Origin of the sequence: Planosporangium thailandense, assembly GCF_011947195.1 — a bacterium.
Classification (GTDB): Bacteria; Actinomycetota; Actinomycetes; order Mycobacteriales; family Micromonosporaceae; genus Planosporangium; species Planosporangium thailandense.
Map to the genome: position 1 here is coordinate 225,068 of NZ_JAATVY010000007.1, position 20,957 is coordinate 246,024.

20 protein-coding genes are annotated in these 20,957 nt (G+C 70.6%); 7 read left to right on the top strand and 13 right to left on the bottom strand.

The genetic code is table 11. The annotated features are described in order from the left end of the window. Positions 1-795: a class I SAM-dependent methyltransferase gene (locus tag HC031_RS13435; protein ID WP_205862681.1), complete on the top strand. Its 795-nt coding sequence runs from the start codon at positions 1-3 to the stop codon at positions 793-795. Between the two features lie 147 nt (positions 796-942). Further along, positions 943-1,317, top strand: a complete 375-nt coding sequence (locus tag HC031_RS13440) for an SRPBCC family protein (protein ID WP_240942439.1) — start codon at positions 943-945, stop codon at positions 1,315-1,317. Positions 1,318-1,700: 383 nt separating this feature from the next. On the opposite strand, the gene HC031_RS13445 is transcribed toward HC031_RS13440, so the two are convergent. From HC031_RS13445 to HC031_RS13505, 13 genes are all read right to left on the bottom strand, one after another. Further along, the gene (locus HC031_RS13445) at positions 1,701-3,320 is read right to left on the bottom strand and encodes a phytoene desaturase family protein (RefSeq protein ID WP_167925601.1); all 1,620 of its coding nucleotides are present in this window, start codon (positions 3,318-3,320) and stop codon (positions 1,701-1,703) included. Positions 3,321-3,668: 348 nt separating this feature from the next. Continuing rightward, on the bottom strand, positions 3,669-4,889 hold the full coding sequence (locus HC031_RS13450; protein WP_167925602.1) for a helix-turn-helix domain-containing protein: 1,221 nt from the start codon (positions 4,887-4,889) through the stop codon (positions 3,669-3,671). 194 nt (positions 4,890-5,083) lie between these two features. Beyond that, the gene (locus HC031_RS13455) at positions 5,084-6,016 is read right to left on the bottom strand and encodes a SpoIID/LytB domain-containing protein (protein WP_167925603.1); all 933 of its coding nucleotides are present in this window, start codon (positions 6,014-6,016) and stop codon (positions 5,084-5,086) included. Between the two features lie 14 nt (positions 6,017-6,030). Next, positions 6,031-6,855 (bottom strand): CHAP domain-containing protein, encoded by an 825-nt coding sequence (locus HC031_RS13460; protein WP_167925604.1) that lies wholly within the window; start codon positions 6,853-6,855, stop codon positions 6,031-6,033. Positions 6,856-6,915: 60 nt separating this feature from the next. Next, on the bottom strand, positions 6,916-7,815 hold the full coding sequence (locus HC031_RS13465; protein ID WP_240942440.1) for a peptidoglycan-binding domain-containing protein: 900 nt from the start codon (positions 7,813-7,815) through the stop codon (positions 6,916-6,918). Between the two features lie 61 nt (positions 7,816-7,876). Further along, entirely contained in the window at positions 7,877-8,251 is a 375-nt protein-coding gene (locus tag HC031_RS13470) for a hypothetical protein (RefSeq protein ID WP_167925605.1), read from the bottom strand. A gap of 345 nt (positions 8,252-8,596) precedes the next feature. Beyond that, entirely contained in the window at positions 8,597-9,802 is a 1,206-nt protein-coding gene (locus HC031_RS13475) for an MFS transporter (protein ID WP_167925606.1), read from the bottom strand. A gap of 99 nt (positions 9,803-9,901) precedes the next feature. Further along, positions 9,902-10,837 carry a carbohydrate ABC transporter permease gene (locus tag HC031_RS13480; protein WP_167925607.1) on the bottom strand — a complete coding sequence of 312 codons (936 nt, stop codon included), beginning with the start codon at positions 10,835-10,837 and terminating at the stop codon, positions 9,902-9,904. Further along, entirely contained in the window at positions 10,831-11,718 is an 888-nt protein-coding gene (locus tag HC031_RS13485; RefSeq protein WP_205862683.1) for an ABC transporter permease subunit, read from the bottom strand. The genes HC031_RS13480 and HC031_RS13485 overlap by 7 nt, the downstream gene beginning before the upstream one ends. A gap of 122 nt (positions 11,719-11,840) precedes the next feature. Next, positions 11,841-13,187, bottom strand: coding sequence for an extracellular solute-binding protein (locus HC031_RS13490; protein WP_167925608.1), 1,347 nt, complete (start codon positions 13,185-13,187; stop codon positions 11,841-11,843). A gap of 57 nt (positions 13,188-13,244) precedes the next feature. Further along, on the bottom strand, positions 13,245-14,087 hold the full coding sequence (locus tag HC031_RS13495) for a PfkB family carbohydrate kinase (protein WP_167925609.1): 843 nt from the start codon (positions 14,085-14,087) through the stop codon (positions 13,245-13,247). Positions 14,088-14,173: 86 nt separating this feature from the next. After that, entirely contained in the window at positions 14,174-14,872 is a 699-nt protein-coding gene (locus HC031_RS13500; protein WP_205862684.1) for an HAD family hydrolase, read from the bottom strand. A 6-nt stretch (positions 14,873-14,878) separates the two neighbouring features. After that, the gene (locus tag HC031_RS13505) at positions 14,879-15,880 is read right to left on the bottom strand and encodes an SIS domain-containing protein (protein WP_167925610.1); all 1,002 of its coding nucleotides are present in this window, start codon (positions 15,878-15,880) and stop codon (positions 14,879-14,881) included. Positions 15,881-15,969: 89 nt separating this feature from the next. Between HC031_RS13505 and HC031_RS13510 the strand changes: the two genes are divergently transcribed. The 5 genes from HC031_RS13510 to HC031_RS13530 all read left to right on the top strand — a co-directional run bounded on the left by HC031_RS13510 (position 15,970) and on the right by HC031_RS13530 (position 20,685). Further along, the gene (locus HC031_RS13510; protein WP_167925611.1) at positions 15,970-17,040 is read left to right on the top strand and encodes a LacI family DNA-binding transcriptional regulator; all 1,071 of its coding nucleotides are present in this window, start codon (positions 15,970-15,972) and stop codon (positions 17,038-17,040) included. A 44-nt stretch (positions 17,041-17,084) separates the two neighbouring features. Then, a complete protein-coding gene (locus tag HC031_RS13515) occupies positions 17,085-18,197 on the top strand; it encodes a substrate-binding domain-containing protein (RefSeq protein ID WP_167925612.1) in 1,113 nt (370 codons plus the stop codon). 149 nt (positions 18,198-18,346) lie between these two features. Continuing rightward, positions 18,347-19,360 carry an SIS domain-containing protein gene (locus HC031_RS13520; protein WP_167925613.1) on the top strand — a complete coding sequence of 338 codons (1,014 nt, stop codon included), beginning with the start codon at positions 18,347-18,349 and terminating at the stop codon, positions 19,358-19,360. Positions 19,361-19,457: 97 nt separating this feature from the next. Then, complete coding sequence (locus tag HC031_RS13525) at positions 19,458-20,177, top strand: GntR family transcriptional regulator (protein ID WP_205862685.1); 720 nt, start codon at positions 19,458-19,460, stop codon at positions 20,175-20,177. A gap of 37 nt (positions 20,178-20,214) precedes the next feature. Next, the gene (locus HC031_RS13530) at positions 20,215-20,685 is read left to right on the top strand and encodes an Ntn hydrolase family protein (RefSeq protein ID WP_167925614.1); all 471 of its coding nucleotides are present in this window, start codon (positions 20,215-20,217) and stop codon (positions 20,683-20,685) included. Positions 20,686-20,957: the final 272 nt, after the last annotated feature.

Below are 20,957 nucleotides of genomic sequence, written 5' to 3' on the forward strand. Positions count from 1 at the left end.
ATGACAGACCAGTCCGTAGTTGACGGCGGGTACAGCACCGGTATGCACAGCAAGGATTCGCCCGGCGAACGGGATCGGTTGGATGCCATACAGCGCAATGTCGACGGCTTCACCATGAAGATCATCGAAGAACTGGGCGTCGAGCCGTCCTCCCACTGCCTGGAACTGGGCGCGGGAGCCGGGTCGATCGCGTACTGGCTGGCCGACAGGTGCGCGGACGGCCGTGTGGTCGCCGTTGACATCGACACCCGGTACCTGGACCCGCATCGTGCCCGCAACCTGGAGATTCAACAGGCCGACATCACCGCCGACACCTACGACCCGGGCCGGTTCGACCTGATCCACGCGCGTTACCTGCTATGCCACCTGCCCGAGCGCGATGCGGTTGTCGCGCGGGCCGCCACGTGGCTCAAGCCGGGCGGATGGCTGGTCCTCGAGGAGCCGTACCATCTCCCGGCAGACACGTCACCCTTCCCGCTGGTCCGCCACCTCATGGCGGCCTACCAGCAGAAGTACGCCTCGCACGGCGCCGACCTGACCTGGGCGCGAAGTATCCCGGCCGCGCTGGCGAGGAACGGACTGACCGAGGTGTCCTTCACCGGCAACCTCGGTTGCATGGGCTGTCTCGGAAGGGACCGATGGGCTCCTCTCATCAAGCAGGCCGGCCCGTCTCTCGTCGCGGACAACCTCGTCACGGAAGCCGAACTCGCCCAGTTCTTCACGCTGCTCGAGGATCCTGAGTTCGTCGACATCCCGCAGGTGACGATCTCGGGTTGGGGACGCCGGCCGACGTGACCGTCCCAGTGAAGACTGAGCCTCCGCAACCCGCGCCCTGCCCGTCCACGGATGCGCCCAGGTCGGCGCATCCGTGAACGGGCGCGCCCGCCTGTCGTACCCCACGATGGACGGGTGATGTTGTGCTGGCCGACCCTACGGCGGGAGATGAGTGTCTCGGGTCCGCGCACCGCCGATGACGTCTGGGACCGCTACGTCCGGCCCCGACGATGGCCGGAGTGGTCCCCGCAGATCCGCTCGGTCGACTACCCACGCGATCGGCTGGCGCCGGGAACGTGCGGCGTCGTGCACGGACCTGTGGGAATTCCGATCCACTTTCAGGTCATCGATGTCTCGGACTCCGGGCCGGTGCGCGCCTGGTCGTGGACAGCCTCAGTGGCCGGGGTGAAGTTGACCCTGTGGCACACCGTCGAGGCCACCGCGACCGGTACGAGGACCGGTCTGACGATCGACGGCTTTGCTCCCGCAGTGGCCGCCTACCTGCCGGCCGCTTGGTGGGCGTTGCGCCGGCTCGTGCACTGACCCTGAACGCGCGGGCGGCCGAGCGCGAGAAGCGAGGACGCCGAGTTCACGCCTGGCGGTACGGTGCACCCGGTGCCCGCGGGTGTCGTGGAAGACGTGATCTCCGCACACTCCTTCGAAGAGATCGTGGCCCTTATCCGCGGCACGCAGAGGGGCGGTTCATTAGCAACTTTGCAGATCGTCCCGGCCGACCGGATCGCCGCCAAGCTGCGGCTCGTGCGGCGCCCGAATCCCCAGCGTCCTCTGGTTTCTTCCATGTGCGTCGCACCGCGGACCGCGCCGAAACGACGACCGCCTCGACGACACGCCCGGCCCGCGCTGCCGTCAGCGCGCAACTCCGGCGATCACTACGCCCAGCCATCGACGACGGTTGCGATCTGCGGTCAACCGCTGCCGAGCAGGGCGCGCAGGCGTTCGAGTGGATTGCGGTGGAGCAGTCGCGTCGCGACGATGTGACCGGACGCGCCGGACAGTCCCGGACCGGGGTGGGTCGCGGCCCCGATGTGCCAGAGCGCCTCGACCGGTGTCTGATGGCCCGACGGAAGTGGCAGCGGCCGCCACAGCAGGAACTGGTCGAGCGTGCAGGCCCCGGAGTACGGGTCACCGTGCACCAGGTTGGGGTTCTCCCGTTCCAGGTCGGCGGGGCTGAGCACGGCGCGGGCCAGCACCGCCCGGTCGAGGTTGGTCACCTGCTCGCCGAGCTGGGCCAGCACCCGGTCGGCGTACGCCTCGACCAGCCGTTGCGTCCACGTGCCGTCGCCGACGTCCAGTTCGCCACCGGCGTCCGCGGTCGGCCGGTACGGGGTCTCCAGCAGCTGGATCCACAGCACCGCGCCGCCGTCGGGTGCCCGCGACGGATCGAGCACCGTCGGCTGCCCCGCCGCGATCGACGGCCGGGCCGGCAGCACACCGCGCCCCGCCTCGCCGACGGCCTTGCGCACCCCGTCGAGGCCCGGCGTCACGTGTACCAGGGGCACCCCATCGAGCCGGCTGTCGCGCCAGCGCAGCGGTTCGCGCAGCGCCGCGTGGATCTGCATGTCACCGCGTCCCCACCGGTAGCGCTTCGCGGCTTCCCGGACCGCCGACGGCAGCGCGACGTCACGTAGCAGCCCGAGGTACAGCGCCTGCGGCGTCGTGCTGGCCAGCACCGCCCGCCGCGCGCCGTAGCCGGTCGCGTCGGCGGTCACCACCGCCACCGCACGCCCGTCTCGCACCACGATCCGGTCCACGGCGGCGCCGGTGTGCAGCTCGCCCCCGTTTTCGCGCACGACGGACGCCAGCGCCTCCACCAGGGTGACGCCTCCACCGACCGGTACGGGCAGGCCGCCCTGGACCGTCGCCGAGACGATCACCTTGAGGATGAGCGCCGACCCGGTGTCGTCCGGACCCATACCGTTGTGGTTGATCCACGGCGCGAACAGCGCCCGCGCCGGCTCGCCGCGGAAGGTCCGCTGCAGCCAGGTGGTCGCCGGCTCGAGCGCCGACTGGACAAAGGCCAGCGACCCGCGGACCTTCATCGACAACAGCGCCCGCAACCCGAGCCGCACCCCCGCCGTGGACCACAGCTCCGCGCCGAGCGCCCCGAAGGCGAGCCTCGACACGGCGGCGAACTCGCCCATCTCCCGCCGCCACGCCGCGCCGTCGCCGTCGGCGCACCGGTCCAGCTCGGCGACCAGGGCCGCCTCATCGGTACTCAGCACGGCCGCCGCACCGGTCGCAGTCGCGACGCCGGTCGGGGTGGCGGTGTTGCGGTAGACCAGACCTCGCCGGTCGAGTTCGTGCTTGAGGTCCGCGTACGCCGGCCCGCCGACGAACAGCGGATGCCAGCAGGAGAAGACCTCGTGCCGGTACCCGGGCGCGGTCAGCTCGGCTGTCCGGATCGCACCGCCGAGCACCGCGCTCGCCTCGAGCACCACGACGTCCCAGCCGGCACGGCTGAGCATCGCCGCCGCAACGAGCCCGTTGATCCCGCTGCCGATGACGATCGCGTCGCAGACCCGCATGACCAGGTCCTTCCCCTCGACAGCCGATCCACCCCCCGAACCCCGCTCGAGCCACCGACTTCCCGAGTGCGCGACCCGGTGGGCAAATGACCCAGGCCACGCCTGAACAGCGATCGGCCTTCATGGCCGACCGACCGAGCGCCGAGGGACACGAACCAGCCGGCGGTACCGCCAAGGCGCACGCTGCGATGCTGAACTGCCTCAAGGCCGCCACCGACGTACCGCGTAACGCGTACCGCTGTCGCCGTACGCGTCGGCGCCGAGGCCCGCCGCTCTTCCCCGTACGCGTCGGACAAGAGCGCCTCCCAGCCGACCATCTGCCACTGGCCGCCGCGATGGCCGGTCGGTTCAGCGGTTGGGGTACCGGCAGGCCGCCCGACCAGCCGCGTCGAGCTGCGGCGGAGGCTGCGTCGATGGCGTCAGCTCGCCGGAGCCGCCACCCGTCGTCACCTTGACATCCATCGCCTTGGTCGGTCCTTCGCCGCCCAGGCAGGCTACGGCGGCCAGGGCGACCTGTTCACCCGGGTGGAGCACCGCCCGCAGCGGGCCCGGTCGCCACGCCGCCTCGAAGGCCGGTGCGCCGGTGACGGCCAGCCCGACCTGGTGCCACTCTCGACGCTCCGGCTGGTCGGAGTCGGCCGCGTAGTAGGCGGCGAAGCCCACCAGATCGACGTGCCGGCCGGTGGCCTGCAGGCGTAGGCTGCCGGGCTCACCGGGGTCGGGAGCGCCGGTGAGGCTGACGGCGTCGGGGGCCGGTCGCTCCCGGGGACAGTGCGACAGCCGCAGGTCTGCCGGCGGGTTGCCGTGGACCACGGCAGACGCGATGACCCCGCCCCCGTCAACGGTGAACCACCGGACGTCCGGTATCCCGGCTGTCGGGTCGTTCGCCTTCTCACCGATGCAGAAGCCGGTGAATCCGACGGCGCACCCGGGCGGCACGGTCGACAGCACCGGCGCGTCGAGCGCGGCGCCGTTGCGGATCCGCGTCCCGCTGGCGTACGTGGTGCCGATGAATCGTGCCGAGCGTCGTACCTCGGGGCAGCCCGGGGCTGGCGCGGCCGTCGGCGTGGCGGTGCGGGCTCGGGAGGTCACCGCGTGGATGACCACTGCGATGGCGAGGGCCGCCAGCGCGCCCAGGGCCGCTACCAGGGCGACGACCCGCCCGGGCCAGCGCCGGCCCGCCCGGTCCGGTGACGGCGCGGCAGGCTCGGGGGGCACGGCGCGGCCCGCGTGCTCGGCAGGCTCGGGGGGCACGGCGCCGTCCGCGTGCTCGGGGGGCCCTGCGGGCGTGACGGGCTCCGGTCTCAGGGCGGCGTCGAGTTCGATCCACCGCTCCCGCCACAGGTCCGGATCGCCGCCGCAGGCGCCGACGAAGGCGAGCACGACGTCCAGGCTCGGCTTGCGCGTCCCACCCGCGGCCTCCGACAGTGTGGTCGCACTGTACCCGGCGGCCTTCGCCAGCGCCCGGTAGGTCGGATTTCCAGCTTCCACGCGTAGTTTGCGCAGCTCCTGCGCGAAGCGTGGCAGCGGCCCAGCGGTGGGATCGATCGGCCGTTCCTGGCGAGCCACATCGCGTCCTTTCCATGCCGTGCCGCTGCCGGTCAATCAACTCCGGCCGATTGTACGGAATTGATTGACAGTCGCCGATCACCTGTCGGCAACCGCACAGTCCACAGAGGAGGAGAGATGAGGTCGGGGTGCCGGTAGGGACGTACCGGCACCCCGAGATGAACGGCGGACCCACCCGGTGGGGCAGGTGACCGTCAGGAGAGGGCGATGTCCCGGTAGTAGTGGTGCAGGATCGTCCGGAAGTCCTTGCCCGCGGCCGCGAGGTCACGCGAGCCGTACTGCGACATCCAGTTCCCCTCCACCCAGCCACCGCAGGCGGTCGTCGTCGAGCAGTAGTGCGCCGCCAGGATGTTGCCGCTGCGCGTCATCCGGGTCGACCAGGTGCGGTCGACGGCAGACGACGTCGACGCCAGGGCCGACGACGGCTTGTACACCTGGTCGGCGGTGTCGTCCCGGACGTCGTAGCACTGCCCGCCCGGGGTCTTCCGGGTCGAGTGCAGCGCCCAGTACCAGGCGTAGCTCTTGACGGCGACGGCTCCGGCGTCCAACGAGGCGTTCGGCCAGCTCGGCACCCACTCATTCGGGAGGACGTTCTTGACGTACGTCTTGAAATCGACCCGGTCCACCTTCCCCAGACTGACCCGGTAGACCAGGATCGAGGTCGGCGGCGTGGTGTTGGTGCCGTCGGTCCTGCATCCCGTCGGCGGCGCCCCGCCCAGCAGCTCGTGCGAGGCGTTGTTGTTCTTCAGCGTGGCGTTCAGGTTGCCCTTCGCACCGGGCGCGAAGTCCTGGTAACTTCCGGCGAAGTTGCTGTTGAAGTAGACCCGCACCGTCTTGCTGGTGCGGTTCCACACCGACGCCGCGTTGTTCTTCACGCACAGGCCCTGGCCGTTGCCGGCGCCCTTGAACTCGTAGCAGGACGGCTGGGTGGTCCCGTAGTCGTCCTGGGAGTCGGTGAAGTCGGAGACCGAACCGGCCTGGTTGCTGTTGAAGTAGTAGCAGAACTCGCCGCTGTCGCAACTGCCGTCGCGGTCGGCGGCGAATGCCACGCCGGGCACCACCGTGACGCCCGCGAGCGCCGCCACGACCACGGCGAGGATGCCGAATACCTTCCTGCGGATGTTCATCTCTGCAACGCCCTTCAGAAGTGGAGCATCCACTGGAAGTCACGCTCGGCCTGGCTGACATGTACGTGCGAGCGCGTGCCGTACGCGTGCACGTTGTTCCAGTTGTATTCCTCGACATCGAAGGAGCCGTCGCTGTAGACCTTGTTCACGTACGCGACGTGGCCGTACTGGCCGTGAGTGTCGTTGACCGCGATCGCGCCGACCTTCGGTGTCTTGTTGACCGTCACGCCGATGGCCCGGGCGGCGTTGTCCCAGTGCTCGGCGTTGCCCCAGGTGACTCCCCCGTAGGAGTTGCTGAAGTTCGGGACGCCGAGCCGGCTCGCGATCCGGTACGCGGCGAAGGCGGTGCAGTTGTTCTGCGCGAAGCCGCGCGGGTTGCCGTCGTAGTCGTTGCGCGGGGTCTGCGCGCCGCCGCCCCCGTTGCTGCCGATCATGTGCGAGGCGTTGTTGTTCTTCAGCGTGGCGTTGAGGTTGCCCTTGGCGCCGGCCGCGAACGACTGGCTCGCCCCGCCGTAGTTGCTGTTGAAGTACACGGTCACCGTCTTGCTGGTGCGGTTCCACACCGACGCCGCGGTGTTCTTCACGCACAGGCCCTGGCCGTTGCCGGCGCCCTTGAACTCGTAGCAGGACGGCTGGGTCGCCCCGTAGTCGTCGACCGATCCGGTGAAGTCGGAGACCGAACCGGCCTGGTCGCTGTTGTAGTACAGGCAGAACTCACCGCTGTCACAGACCCCGTCGCGGGACGCCGCGAGCGCGGGCGAACCGGTGGCCAGGAGGGAGGAGGTGGTGACGGCCAGCGCGGCGCCGGCGACGGTGAGAGCCTTGCGAAAGTTCAACATGGGGTTCCTCTTACGTAAGGTCATGAATGATCGGTGGTTCGGTGTGCCTCGGGCGCCGGATCAGTGCATGCGCTGGTACTCCTCCCAGGTGTGGATCGGGACCCGTGGCCCGTCGTCCGGGCCCCGGTTCGCCAGGCCGTTCAGGCCGAGGTAGTAGTCACCGGTCTGGTGTTGGGCCTGGCTGGACAGGTCGGTGTCATTGATCGCCGCGGCATGGATGTGCCACGGCCAGTCGCCCTGGCTCGGGTCGCGGACCCAGGCGGCGAAGCCGACCTGCCGCAGAGCGCGGGCGACCGCGGTGCGGGTAGCGGCGGACATCCCGGTGACGGCGACGTCGACGACGCCGCCGCCGTCGTGGGTGCCGGCCGAGGTCGGGTCGCCGCCAGGGTTGTACGAGCCCTGCTGGAGCACGAGGCGGAAGCCGAGCAGACGCTCGGCCTCGGTGAGCATCGCCTGGGTACGGGCGTCGACGACGTACCCGTCGCGCTGGACCCGCGCGCCCGCGCTGATCGTGTGGGTGACCGTGAACCGGTTCTGCCCGAGCTTGGTCAGCGACGCCGCGCCGGGCAGTCCGTTGGCGGCCAGCCCCGTGTACCCGAGCGAGCGCTGGTAGGCCGCGTACGCCGAGACGGTCTCGGTGCCGAAGTACCCGTCGACCCAGCGGGCGTCCAGGAGGTGCCGGGACTGGAGCGCCTGCTCGACGGCCAGGACGGCGGCCTTCGCGCCCGGGGTCAGCGTGTGGTCGGCGCGCCTGGGGTCGATCTGGGCAGCCAGGACGGTCGCTTCCATGTCGACGGTGGGCAGTGCAGCGGCGGGCGTGGCCGGCCGTGCTGTGGCATCGGACGACGCCGCTCCGCGGGTCGCGGCGGACGCCGATGCCGCGCTCAACGCCACGCCACCTACCACCGTGAAGGCCGCGAGCAGCCCCGTTGCGGTGGCCCGGATCCTTGTCACCTTCATGCCTTACTTCCTCCTACGTCGTGTGGTTGAACGTCTGCCGCGACCCGGTCCCGGTCGGGGGTCAGCACCGGGTATCGGTCTCGGCCTTGGCCACGTCGGGGAAGAAGCCGACGGCGCGGGTGCACGCGGACAGCGTGTTGGTGCCCGAGGACCACACCTCACTGCCGCCCCCGCAGCGCAGGCCGTTGAGCGTCATGTCGTTGCGATTGGCGATGGCGGCGCACACGGTCCAGCCACCGTGCGTGCTGCGGTACGACTGCCAGACGTAGGTGTAGCCGTAGTTCTTGCCGCACCCCTTGAACTGCTTCACCGACGCCGCGGTCTGGCCACCGACCTTCACGTATGCCGTACTGCCGATCTGGACCGCACCCGGACAGCCGGGTGCCGACTCGGCCGGCGCCGCCCACCCCGTCGTACCGGCCGTCGCCAGTGCCATGACCGGACCTGCCATCAGAGCCGCCAGGTACCCGCTCGTTCGCTTCATCTCGTTCGGCCCTCTCTGCCGTCGGGTGCGTGCGGCGTACCGCCATCCCCGCAACGGGGACCAGCGGGTCGACCGCGTGTCGGCCCCTATTGCTACGGGCCGCATTGATTGATCGACACCACTGCGACGGTGGATCAATCAACTCCGCACACGGGTGACGGGCGGGCGGGTCCGTGATCGATGCGACCGCGCGGCATCCGGGCCGGTCCGAGGCCTGTCGACGGGATGAACTCAAGCGATCGCGACCGACGGGGAGCGTCAGTGTCCTCGATGCGGTCTTCGATGACCCTCGAGGCTTCAACGTCCACGCGTGTGCCGGGCAAGAAGACACGCCACGCCCGCGGCGAGCGCCCCGATCGCGTAGCTGGCGGGCACGCCGAGGACGTCCACCACCACGCCGCCGACCGGGGTACCGGCTGAGGAGCCCACAAGCGTGGCGGTGGCGAGCCACGCCTGGGCCTCCGACAGGCGTCCGTCGGGCGCCGCGCGGTCGACCTGGCCCATGACGACGATCAGGGACGGGGCGATGCAGAGCCCGGTGAGATGCAACAGGAGCAGGACGACGAGCAGGGGCGCGCCCGCCCGCAGCGCCAGCGGTACGGCCAGCAGCCCGATGGTCACCACCCCGAGCAGGACCGGCAGCGCCCGCCGCTCAGCCGAAGGCGTCAGGTGGCGGGTGCCGAAAAGCACGCCGCCCAGCGCGCTGCCGCCGGCGATCGCGGTGAAAAGCAGCCCCACCCGGCTGGCATCGTGGAGAACCTCGCGGGCGGTGGCCGCGAGGGCGGTGTCAGTGATGCCGAAGGCCACCGCCAGCGCGGTGCCGACCGCGAGCGGTCCGATCAGGCCCTCGAACCGGGGCCGGTCCGGGTCGACGGCACGCACCACGGCGGTCGGCCGAACGGCCCGCGCGGCGTCCGTGGCGGCGTAACCGATACCGCCGACGACCTGCAGTAGCGCCGCCAACAGGACGGGAGCCGCCGGGCTGAAGCGGGCGAGGACGAGCCCGACTATCACCGGGCCACCGACGAACAGCACCTCGACAGCGGCGGCGTCCAGGGCCAGCGCGGACCGCAGAGCCGCTCCCTCGCCGAGCATGCTCCGCCAGACCGCCCGGGCGGCTGGGGTCACCGGTGGCAGCGCACCCCCGGCGAACAGCGCGACGACCGCGAGCACGGCGAGCGGCACCGTGGTACCCGGAAGCAGCGCGAGGGCGGCGACCAGCACGGCGCAGACCGCCGAGCCGACCGAGACGAGCCTGGACTGCCCACGCGCGTCGATGGCGCGACCCCACACCGGGGAGCCGACCGCCGTCCCGACGGCGAAGGTTCCGGCGACGATCCCGGCCGCGGCGAAGGAGCCGCGTTCGGCCCGCACCAGCAGTACCAGCCCGATCGGGACCATGGACACCGGAAGGCGCGCCACCAGCGAGAGCAGCAGCACGGACGCCGCGCCTGGCCGGCGCAGCAGCCGCCGGTACCCGGCCAGCCCGGGATGCGGGCTCACGCTGCCACCACCCCGGCGTTCACTGTCAGCCGCCGGTGCGGGTCAGGGACGATGGCGCGGGGCGTACGTACCCGCACCACCACGACCTCCTCGCGACGCCTACTTGCCCATGCCCTCGGTGAGGCCACGCAGGAACTGCCGCTGGCCGATGAGGAACAGCACGATCATCGGTACCGCCGCGATGGTCAGTCCGGCCAGCTGCACCGGCCAGTCGGTGAGTAGCCGGCTCTGCATGTCCACCAGGCCGACCGGCAGCGTCTTCAACGAGTCGCGGCTGATGAAGACCAACGCGAACGCGTACTCGTTCCACGCGAACAGCGCCTGCAGGAGGGCCGCCGAGACCAGGATCGGTCGGCACATCGGCAGGGTGATGCGCCAGAACGCCTGGTTCTGCGTGGCACCGTCCATGAGGGCCGCCTCATCCACCTCCCTCGGCAGGTCGATCATGTAGGCCCGGACGAGGAAGGTGGTGAATGGGATCCGGAACGCCGTGTAAAGGACGATCAGGGCCCAGTAGGTGTCGAAGATGTGGATCGCCTGCAGCAGGCGGAACAGCGGGATGATCGCCACGGTGGGCGCCAGCATCAACCCGCCGGTGACCAGCAACAGCACGGGTTGGGAGAAGGGCATTCGGACCCGGGTGAGCCCGTAAGCGGCCCAGGCCGAGATCAGCGTCGTGGTGATGATCGAGATGCCCGTGACGACGATGCTGTTGCGGAAGTAGTGCAGTACCCCGGCGTGCCAGGCCTTGACGAAGTTGTGCCAGCGCAGCTGGCTCGGCAGCCCCCATGGGTGGCCGAAGACCTCGGCGTTGTCCTTGAAGCTGCTGAGCACCATCCAGATCAGGGGGTACACCACGACCACCACGAGGGCGACGAGGACGGCCCAGCCGAGGATCCGGACGAGCAGGCGCAGCGGGGTACGGGCGTCCCACCGGCGGGCGGCGGCGGTCCCGGTCGTCGTGGCGGTCTCCCGTCCGGTACGGGAGCCGGCCCGGGTGGGCGCCGACGGGGCGCTCGGCGTCAGGTTCACCATTCGACCCTCCTGCGCCTGGTCACCGCGAGCTGCACGACCGCGACGACGAAGGTGATGACGAAGATTACGGTGGCGATCGTGGCCGCGTAGCCCATGTCGTCGGCGAAGAAGGCACTGCGGTACAGCAAGGTGTTGAGCACGTGGCTGGAGTTGTCCGGCCCACCGGCGGTCATGACCATCACTTCGTTGAAGACGAGGAAGGCGCCCGAGACGGTGATGATGACCAGCAGCGTCGTCATTTCGCGGACCATCGGCACCGTGATCGTGAAGAACGACCGCACCGGTCCGGCGCCGTCGACCCGTACGGCCTCGTAGAACTCGCGCGGGATGCGCTGGATCGCCACGACGAACAGCACGGCGGTGTATCCGATGGACTGCCACTGGCTCATCGCGATGATGCTCCAGATGGCGGTGGACTTCTCGCCCAGCCAGGCGTGGCTCCAGGAGCCGAGGCCGACCGCGCTCAGCGCGCGGTTCACGAGGCCGAACTGCGGGTTGTACAGGAACGAGAACAGGATGCCCGCGACGGTGATCGAGATGGTCGCGGGGATGAAGTAGACGGTACGCAGGAAGCCGCGCAGCCGCTGGTGCACGAACTCCTCGAGCACCGCTGCCAGGACGAGGGCGAAGCCGACCTGGACGATCAGCGAGACCACCGCGTACATCGTGTTGTTCCACAGCGCGGTCCAGAACACGTGGTCATGGAACGCGGTCGTGTAGTTGTCGAGCCCCACGAAGACGGGATGGGGCGAGAACGCGTTCCAGGAGAAGAAGCTCAGTCGGACGTTCTCGACGATGGGGTAATAGACGAACACCAGCAGAAGGGCAACGGCGGGCGCCACCCACACCAGGGTCCGCCAGCGGTTGAGCAGTGCTGTCACGTCTTGCGCACCTGCCTAACTGGACCGTACGGGGGCGGGATCCGGGCCTCCCGCGCCATGCAACCGTGGGTGGTGCCGGGCGGGGTCGGGTTGACCGTCCCCGCCCGGCTCGCCGGCCGTGGTTAGCCGACCTGCTTCTTGGCCTTGGCGGCCGCGTCCTGCACGCCCTTCATGACCTGCTCGGGCGTCTTGTCGCCGCTGAGCATGCCTTCGACCCCGGACAGGTAGGCGTCGGCGACCGTGGCCTGGGTGACGGTGTCGAGCCAGATCGCGAACTGGCTGGCCTCGTTCATGTCCTTGAGGGTGTCGACCAGTTGCGGGAAGGCGTTGTCGTTGGTGACCGAACCGGAGACCGGGCTGAGCCAGCCCAGCTCCTTGACCATCTTCGAGGCGTTCTCCTGGTTGCTGAAGAACTTCAGGAAGTCCACGGCCAGGGCGGCCTGCTTGCTCTTGGCGTTGACCATGAAGCCGTCCGGGGCGCCGGTCAGGGCCTTGGTGTCACCGGCCGCCGACGACGACGGGGGCAGGCGCATGAACGACCAGTTGTCGGCGGTCTCCTTGGGTGCGCCGCCGGCCACCGTCATGACCTTGAATTCGAGCGACTCCATGTACTGCATCGCGGCCTTGCCGGAGACCAGGTTGGCCTGCGCGGCCTCGTGGGCCAGGCCGTTGGCTCCGGAGTTGCTGCACGTGTCGGCGAGCGACTTGAACTGCTGCAGCGCGGTGACGTAGCGCTGGTCGGTGAAGGCGCCCGTCTTCGGGTTGTAGTCCTTGGCGAGCTGGTCGCCCGGCACGTCGTACGCGTTGAGCTGGGTGATGAAGTGGATCGCCGGCCAGCCGTACTGGTTGCCGAAGGCGATCGGGGTGTAGCCGGCGGCCTTGAGCTTGCCGCAGTCGGTCAGCAGGTCCTCGAAGGTCGCGGGCGGGTTGTCGATGCCGGCCTTGGCGAAGGCGGTCTTGTTGTAGACCAGGTACTTGCCGTCGAGGTCGATCGGCATCCCGTAGTACTTGCCGCTGTCGGAGAAGGCCTTCAGCGACGCCGGGGCGAAGGTCTTGCCCCAGGCCGTGTCGGGTCCGATGACCGAGCTCAGGTCGGCGGCGAGGCCGGCCCGGACGAACTTGTTGGCGAAGTCGCCGGCCCAGCTGAAGTAGATGTCGGGCAGCTGGTTCGCGGCCGACAGTACCCGGATCTTGTCCTTGTACGGCTGGTCGCCGACCTGCTGGAGGTCGATCGTCACCTTCGGGTTGGCGGCCTGGTACGCCTTGGTGATCTCCACGAAGTACGGGGCGTACTGCGGGTCGGCGAACTTGGTCACGATGGTGAGCTTGCCGCTCTTCTCACCGGTCAGGTTCAGCTGCGGGGCGGGGGCGGAGCCGCTGCCGTTGCCGCCGCCACCTCCGCATCCAGCCAGCGCGAGTAAGGCGGCCGCGGCGGCGGCTACACCACCGCGCAGCAGGCGTGTACTCATGGGTCCTCCGATGGGCTGCATGTGGTCGTGGTCGGGTGGGTTGCGGGTGGTGCGGTGTCACGCCCGTACGGGAGAGGGTTCTCCGTCCGCGTCGAGCGCTGTCTCGTAGCCGAAAGCGCCGTGCTGGGCGCAGGTGGCGGTGGCGTAGGTGGTCGCCGCGCGCAGCGCGGCGTGGTCGGGCTCGCCGCCCGCGAGGCCGACGAGCAGGCGGGCGATGAGGGCGTCGCCCGCCCCGAGGGTGTCCACGACCGGTCCGGTGCCGGCCGGTGCCACGGCCAGACCGTCGGGCCCGAGGAGTACCGCGCCTTGGGCGCCCCGGGTGACGACGGCGCGGGCCGGGCCGAGGGCGCGGACGCGGCGGGCCAGCTCGACCGCCTCGGCCTGCTCGCCCTCGGGCCGGGACATGATCGCGATATCGACGTGTAGAGCCAGTTCGGCGATGTAGTCCCAGGGACGCTCGGAGAAGTCGAAGGAGAGCAGCCGGCTGGCGCGCGCCAGGAGGGGAAGGTCCTCCTCCGTCATGGAGCATTCACCGGTGTGGACGACATCCGCGACGGCGGCCGTGGCGAGGTCGGCCTCCCGCACCCGGAACCGGGACACGCCCAGTTCGCCACTTCCGAACACGCGGTTGCCGTCGACGATGTGGACCACCGCGTAGGCGTTGGGTCCGTCCACGACCCGAACGAGGTCGAGGTCCACGCCCTCCGTGCCGAGCGCACGGTACAGCAGCCGGCCGGCGCGGTCGGTGCCCAGTGCGCCCACATAGCCGACGCGGGCGCCGCAGCGCACCGCGTTGACGGCGACGTTGACCGCGTTCCCGCCCGGGAACATCACGCCCAGGTCGGGGTAGCAGTCGACGACGTTGTCGCCGACGGTCAGCAGGTGCACGGAGGGGGTCACGGGCCTCTCCTCGGGTCGGTGCCGCAAGTATGAGAAGGTTCTCAACTTCGGCGTGGACGGACGGTACACAGGAACCGAGCGGTTCCTCAAGGGACTGTTGGGTAGCAATTGCCGGGTGTTGACCGGGTGGACAGCAGGTGCCGTTCCAACAGCGGCACGAGGTCGACCAGTTCGTCGAGGGCGGGTACGCCCGGACGGGCCAGCCGGGCGCGCGGATGCACCCCGCCGGTGAAGGCGAAGGTGCGCATGCCGGCCGCGACGCCGGCCTCCACCCCGAACGGGCTGTCCTCGACCACCCAGCACTCGCCGGGGTCGACCCCGGCAGCGGCCGCCGCGGCCAGGTAGACGTCCGGCGCCGGCTTTCCCCGCGCCACGTCGTGCGCGCTGTGCACCCGGCCGGTGAACCGATCGGCGAGGCCGGTCAGCTCGAGGGTTCTGGCGATGTGCGCCCGGTCGCTGTTGGAGGCCAGCCGGTACGGCACGCCGAGACCGTCGAGGGCGTCGAGGACCTCCACCGCCCCGGGCACCGGCCGGAGCTGCTCGAGGGCGACCGCGAAGAGCTCGTCGTGGCGGCGCGACCAGTCGGCGGGGGGCGGGCCGCCCACCACGCGGGCGACCTCGTCGGTCCAGTGCTGCTTGCTGCAGCCCACGAACCGCTCGACGAACTCCGCTTCGGTGAGGGTGACGCCCAGGTCGGCCAGCATCCGACGACCCACCTGGACGCCGATCCGCTCACTGTCGACGAGGGTCCCGTCGCAGTCGAACACGATCAGCCGTGGCGGCATGACGCCTCAGTACTCCACTTTGAACATGTATCGGCGGGTCTCCAGGTCGTGCCCCCGCACCGACTCGTAGTGCTGCGCGAGCCGGCTGGCGAGCGCACCCACGACCAGCGGGGACAGGTCGGGGCGCAGGGAGTCGGGCACGCCCGGCAGGTCGAGGCCCTTGACGTCGATCACCTGATGCTTGGGGGCGTAGGTCTCGAGGAACGTGCGGGCCCGCTCCCCCATGGGTCGGCTGGCGTCCTCACCCAGCCAGAGGATGACGGCCGAGTCCTGGTCCACGGTCTCGAAGGCGCCCTGGAAGAACTCGCCGCTGTTGAATCCCGCGGCCAGCTTCCACTGCATCTCCTGCAGGTAGCACATGGCGAAGCCGTACGCCCAGGCGAAGCTCGGGCCCGACCCCAGCACGTAGGTGAAGGGGGCGTCCTTGTACGCCTCGGCGACCGCGGCGAGGTGCTCCTCGCTCTGCTCCACGGCGGACACCAGCGCCTTCGGCAGCGCCTGCAGGCCCGCGTCGACCGCGTCCGCGTTGCTCAGCTCGCCGGTCACCTCGAGGACGGCGTACGCGAGGAGCAGCTCGAAGACGTCGCTCTTTCCCTTGAAGGCGACGTCGACGGCCGCCGCGAGGGGCGAGCCCTCCTTGGCGATGGCGATCACGGTGGCGCCGGTCGCCTTCGCCGTCTTCGCCGCCGCGACGGTCTCCTTGGTGGTGCCGGTGTAGGACGCGAGGACCACGAGGCTGCCTTCGCCCATCAGGCGCGGTACCTGGCAGTTGAGCTCGTCGCTCTGCACCTGGAAGACCGGCACGGACGACCGGGCCTGCAGTACGTAGTGCGCCGGGTAGCTGCAGATGATCGAGCCGCCGGCGCCGACGAAGTAGACGTTCTTCAGGCCCCTGGCGGCGAGGCCGCGAACGACCTCCACGATGGCGGCGCGCTGCTCGATGGTCTCCTGCAGCTTCTCGGTGAAGTCCGCCTCGATCGGCTTCAGCGGGAGGGTGGCGGCAGTCATGCGCGACTCCTTGATAACGTTCTCAACAACGGGTTTGAGAACGTTCTCATCTATTTGTCGATGAGTCAATACCCTGCTACCTTCCGGGCATGTCCAGCTCGCCGCGACCGGGCGCCACCCGCAGCACGCTCGCCGAGGTGGCAGCGGCCGCCGGTGTCTCCGTGGCAACCGCGGCCCGGGCCCTCGGCAGCTACGGCTCCGTACGCCCGGAAACGGCCGACCGAGTGGTGGAGGCCGCCAGGAGGCTGCGCTACAGCCGTAACGGCCTGGCGCGCTCCATGGTCACCGGTCGCACGCACACCCTCGGCGCCGTCGTCGCCGACATCGAAAACCCCTTCTTCGCCCGGGCGATGCGCGCCTTCTCCGACGTCGCGGGCCAGGCCGGATGCCAGGTGCTGCTGAGCAACACCGACGAAGACGTGGGAAGCGAGTGCGCCGCCGTCGAGGTCCTGCAGCGTCGGCGCGTCGACGGGATGCTCGTCGCCCCGGCGTCACCGGTGGAGGTCGCGCACCTGCACCGGGTGCACCGCAGCGGCACCCCCCTCGTCCTGCTGGACCGCGCCCTGCCGGGGCTGACCGCCGACAGCGTCGTGATCGACAACGTGCTGGCCGGACGCCTGGCGACCGAACCGCTGCTGGCCGCAGGCCACCGGCGGATCGCGATGGTGACCAGCGCCGACCTCGACGGACCGGACGACCCCCGGGCCACCCCGGGCCTCGGCCGCGTGGTCGGCTACCGGCAGGCGCTGCGCGTGGCGGGGGTCGACGTCGACGACGCGCTGGTCAGTACGGGCGACTTCCGCACCGCGTCGGCGGAGCAACGTACCCACGCCCTGCTGGCCGGGCCGCATCCACCGACCGCCCTGGTGACGACCGACAGCAGCATGACCCTGGGCGCACTGCGGGCCGTGCACGCGCGTGGCCTGCGCATCCCCGACGACGTCTCACTGGTCGGCATCGACGACGCCGACTGGCTTCCGGTACTTGATCCGCCGGTTTCCGTGGTGGACCAGCCGGCGGCCCAGCTCGGCGCCCTGGCTGCCGGGTTGCTGCTGCGCCGGCTCGCCGAGCCCGGCGCTCCCCCCGTAATCCGTACACTGCCGGTGACCCTGATCTCCCGCGGGTCCGTCGGGCCGCCCGGTCTGCCAGGAGATCATTAGTCTGAACCGCATTTCACCCGCCCGAATGACGAGGAGACGACAGCGTGCCCCGTACCGCGGAAGGCCGGTCCACGCCCACGCTCCCCGACGTCGCACGGGCCGCGGGCGTCTCCACCGCCACAGCGGCACGCGCCCTGGGCGGGTACGGCTCGGTGCGCCCGGAGACCCGGCGCAAGGTGCAGGCCGCCGCCGCCGACCTCGGATACCGGGCCAATGGTCTTGCCCGCAGCCTCATCACCGGCAGTACCGACACGATCGGCGTGGTCCTGGCCGACATCGAGAACTCGTTCTTCGCCCGCGCCCTGCGCGGGATCGCCGACACCGCGCACGCCGCCGGCTTCGAGGTCGTGCTCGTCAACAGCGACGAGGACCTCGACAACGAGCGCAACGCGGTCCGCGTGCTGACCGAGAAGCGGGTGGACGGTCTGGTCGTCTGCCCCGCGGACGCCCGCGACATCTCGCACCTGCGCACGGTGCACGACGCCGGAATCCCGCTGGTGCTGCTCGACCGCCGCGTCCCCCGGCTGGCCGCCGACGTGGTCGGCATCGACAACCATGCCGCGGCCCAGGAGGCGACGGCGCACCTGATCGCCGCCGGACACACCCGCGTGGCCCTGTTGACCGGCGGCGACCCATCGCTCGCCGCCGCGCTCCAGGTACCCGACCTCGTCGGCGTCGAGCGGCTGGCCGCCACCACGGTCGGCACCCGCGCGGCCGGGTACCGTGACGCCCTGCTGGCCGCGGGGCTGCCCGTCGATCCGGTGCTGGTCAGCGTCGAAGGCTTCCACCGCGCCGACGCGGCGGCCGCCACGCACCGCCTGCTCGGTCTACCCGAGCCGCCGACCGCGATCCTGGCCCTGGACAGCCTGTTGGCCCTCGGCGTCCTGCAGGCCCTGCGCGAGCGCGGGCTGACCTGCCCCGACGACCTCTCCGTCATCGGCTTCGACGACGCCGAGTGGGCACTGGTGTCCTCTCCCCCGCTGACGGTCGTGGCGCAGCCGGTGTACGAGATCGGCGCCGAGGCCTGCCGCCTGCTGCTGCGACGCATGCACGGGGGCGCCCACCGGGCCGTGCGCAAGGTCCTGCCGACCTCGCTGATCGTGCGTGGCTCGGTCGGCGCGCCCGCCCGCACGCGGCGCTCACCCGCCTCCGGGTAGGCAACCCTGACGGCACCTCACCGGGAGCCGTGGTGAATCGGGCACCATCGGCTGCGGCCCTTGCGTTCAACTAACTTGTCTGACAACCTGTCGAAGTCATCAGACATCCATTCTTGTCGCCGAAAGGCGGCCCGAACCACGGAGATCTCGTGCTCAACTTCGACGAGGACCGCTTCGTACGCATCCAGTCCGGCGCCATAGCACAGGCCCACGGCCTGCGCGCCGTCGTGGCCCAGGCCCTGGAGGCCGGCGCGACCAACCTGTTCCTGCTCGGTTCAGGCGGCGCCGGAATCCTCATGGAGCCCACCGCCCGCCTGCTGCGCGCCCGCTCCACCTTCCCGGTGTTCCACGAGATCCCGGCCGAGGTGCTGGCACAGGGCCACGCGCACCTCGGCGCCGCGTCGCTCGTGGTCATCCCATCGCTCAGCGGAACCACCAAGGAGAGCCTCGAGGTCCTCGACCTCTGCCAGGCTCGCGGCGCCACCACCGTCGCCCTGACCGCCCACGGAGACAGCCCGCTCGCGCAGCGCGCCGACCACGTCTTCGTGAACTTCGCCGCGGACGACACCTCGTGCGAGTCGTTCTACCTGCAATCCCTCGCCCTCGCTCTGGCGGTGATGCAGGAGCGCAAGGAGATCGACTCGTTCGACTCCGTACTGGCCGAACTGGCGCTGCTGCCCACGCTGCTACTGGAGGCCAAGCGCGCTTTCGAGCCCCGGGCCAAGGCCTGGGCGGAGCAGATCCAGGACGAGCCGTACCACATCTTCACCGGCGCTGGCGCCACCTGGGCCCAGGCCTGGTACTACGCCATGTGCATTCTCGAAGAGATGCAGTGGATCCGGACCCGCCCGGTGCACGCGAACGACTTCTTCCACGGCACGCTCGAACTCGTCGAACCCGGCGTCAGCGTCGTCGTGCTGACCGGCGAGGACTCCTCCCGACCGCTGTCACAACGGGTCGCCGCGTTCGCCGCCGAGCGCACCGACAAGCTCACCGTCTTCGACACGACCGAGATAGCGACCCCGGGCATCTCCCCCGACGTCCGCGCCCTCATCAGCCCGGTCCTGCTGGCGACAGTGCTGGAACGGGTCAGCGCCCACCTCGAGGTCCTGCGCGACCACCCGCTCACGACCCGCCGCTACTACCGGCGGGTGCGGTACTGACAGCCGAGCGCCCCGGCCGGGACGCGCCCCGGCCGGGGAACCGGCCACCCGGCGTCGCTTCTAGGATGGGCCCGCCCGGCCAAAGGAGGAGGACCGCATGACCGACCGCCGGCCGATGTCGGCGCAGCTGCGTGACCACCTCATCGAGGACTTCACCCGCCGCGGGCTGACCCCCGGCGACCGGCTTCCCACCGAGGCCGAGATCGCAGAGCAGTTCGGAGTGGGCCGCAGCACCGCGCGCGAGGCCCTCAAGCTGCTCGAACAGGAAGGCCTGGTGGTCGCCGAGCAGGGCCGCGGCCGCTTCCTCTCCACGCTCAGCGTGCTCAAGGTCGAACGGCCGATCACCCGATTCGAATCGGTGACGGCGATGCTGGCGGCACTCGGGTACCACGCCCGTACGCTCGTGCTCTCCGTCGAGGAGGGGCCGCCCACGCCGGAGGAAAGACAGGCGCTGCGGCTACGCGGTCGCGCGCAGGTCGTACGGCTGGAGCGGCTGCGCTCGGACGGGGAGAACCCGCTCGTCTACACCGTCGAGGCCGTCCCCCGGGAGGTGCTGCCCGGCCCCCTGCGACACGTCGACTGGACCGGATCGCTCACCGACCTGCTCGGGGCGCACGGGCACCTGCCGGTCTCCTCCACCGCCCGGCTCCAGGCCGTCGACCTGCCGGAGGTGGCGGCGACCCGCTACCACCTCGACAGCCTCGGCCCGTGGTTGCTGGTGACCGAGACCGCGGTGACCGCCAGTGGCCGACCGGTGCTGCACGCCTCGGACTACCATCGCGGCGACGCCTTCGCCTTCCACGTCGTGCGCAGGTAGAGCTTCCACCCGGGACGGCGTTGTGGGAGGAGACGCCATGAGGTTCGGACCGAGGCGGCTCGCCGCGCTGATGCCCGCAGCCGCCCTGCTGCTGACCGTCGGCGCCGGCTGCGCCCAGCCTCCGGCACCGAGCGACGCGTCGGTGCTGCAGGCCGGCGAACGCCAACTGGACGCCGTCCACGTGCCGGCCGACTGGGAGATCGCGACCCTGCCCAACTCCGGCCGCCGCAACGGACGGCTCTACTGGGAGCGTGCCTACCGGGCACACCTGACGGTCGAGGACGCCACCCGCGTCTACGTCAAGGCGATGACGGATGCCGGCTGGACACGCGACACCAGTTGCCTTGGCCCGGGCGATCGGCAGTGCTACACGTACGACAAGGATGGGCTGCACGTGTTCCCGTTGTTCACCTCGATACCGTGCCTGGACGGCTCCCACCCGTGCACGCGCGTCGCCATCGACGCATCGGTGACCAGCCTACGGAAGATCAAGACCGCCGGACCGTGACGCCGGGTACCGCATCGGTGCGTCCACCATCCGCCGCATCCTCCAGAACCGCGGGGTACCACCGGCGTCGACGCGCCAACCATGCTCGGCAATCCTCGGCTGAGCCCGCGCCGCTCGCACGCGACGGGCCACCAATATTCGCCCGGCCCGCAGCCGCCGCTTCTCCTGCGCCAAGCGGCGCCGGCGCGCTACCGCCGTGCCCATGGCGGCCGCCACGGACATCAACTCCATGATCCCGCGCGACGGCGGCATCCGTTGCCTACTCAAGAAGC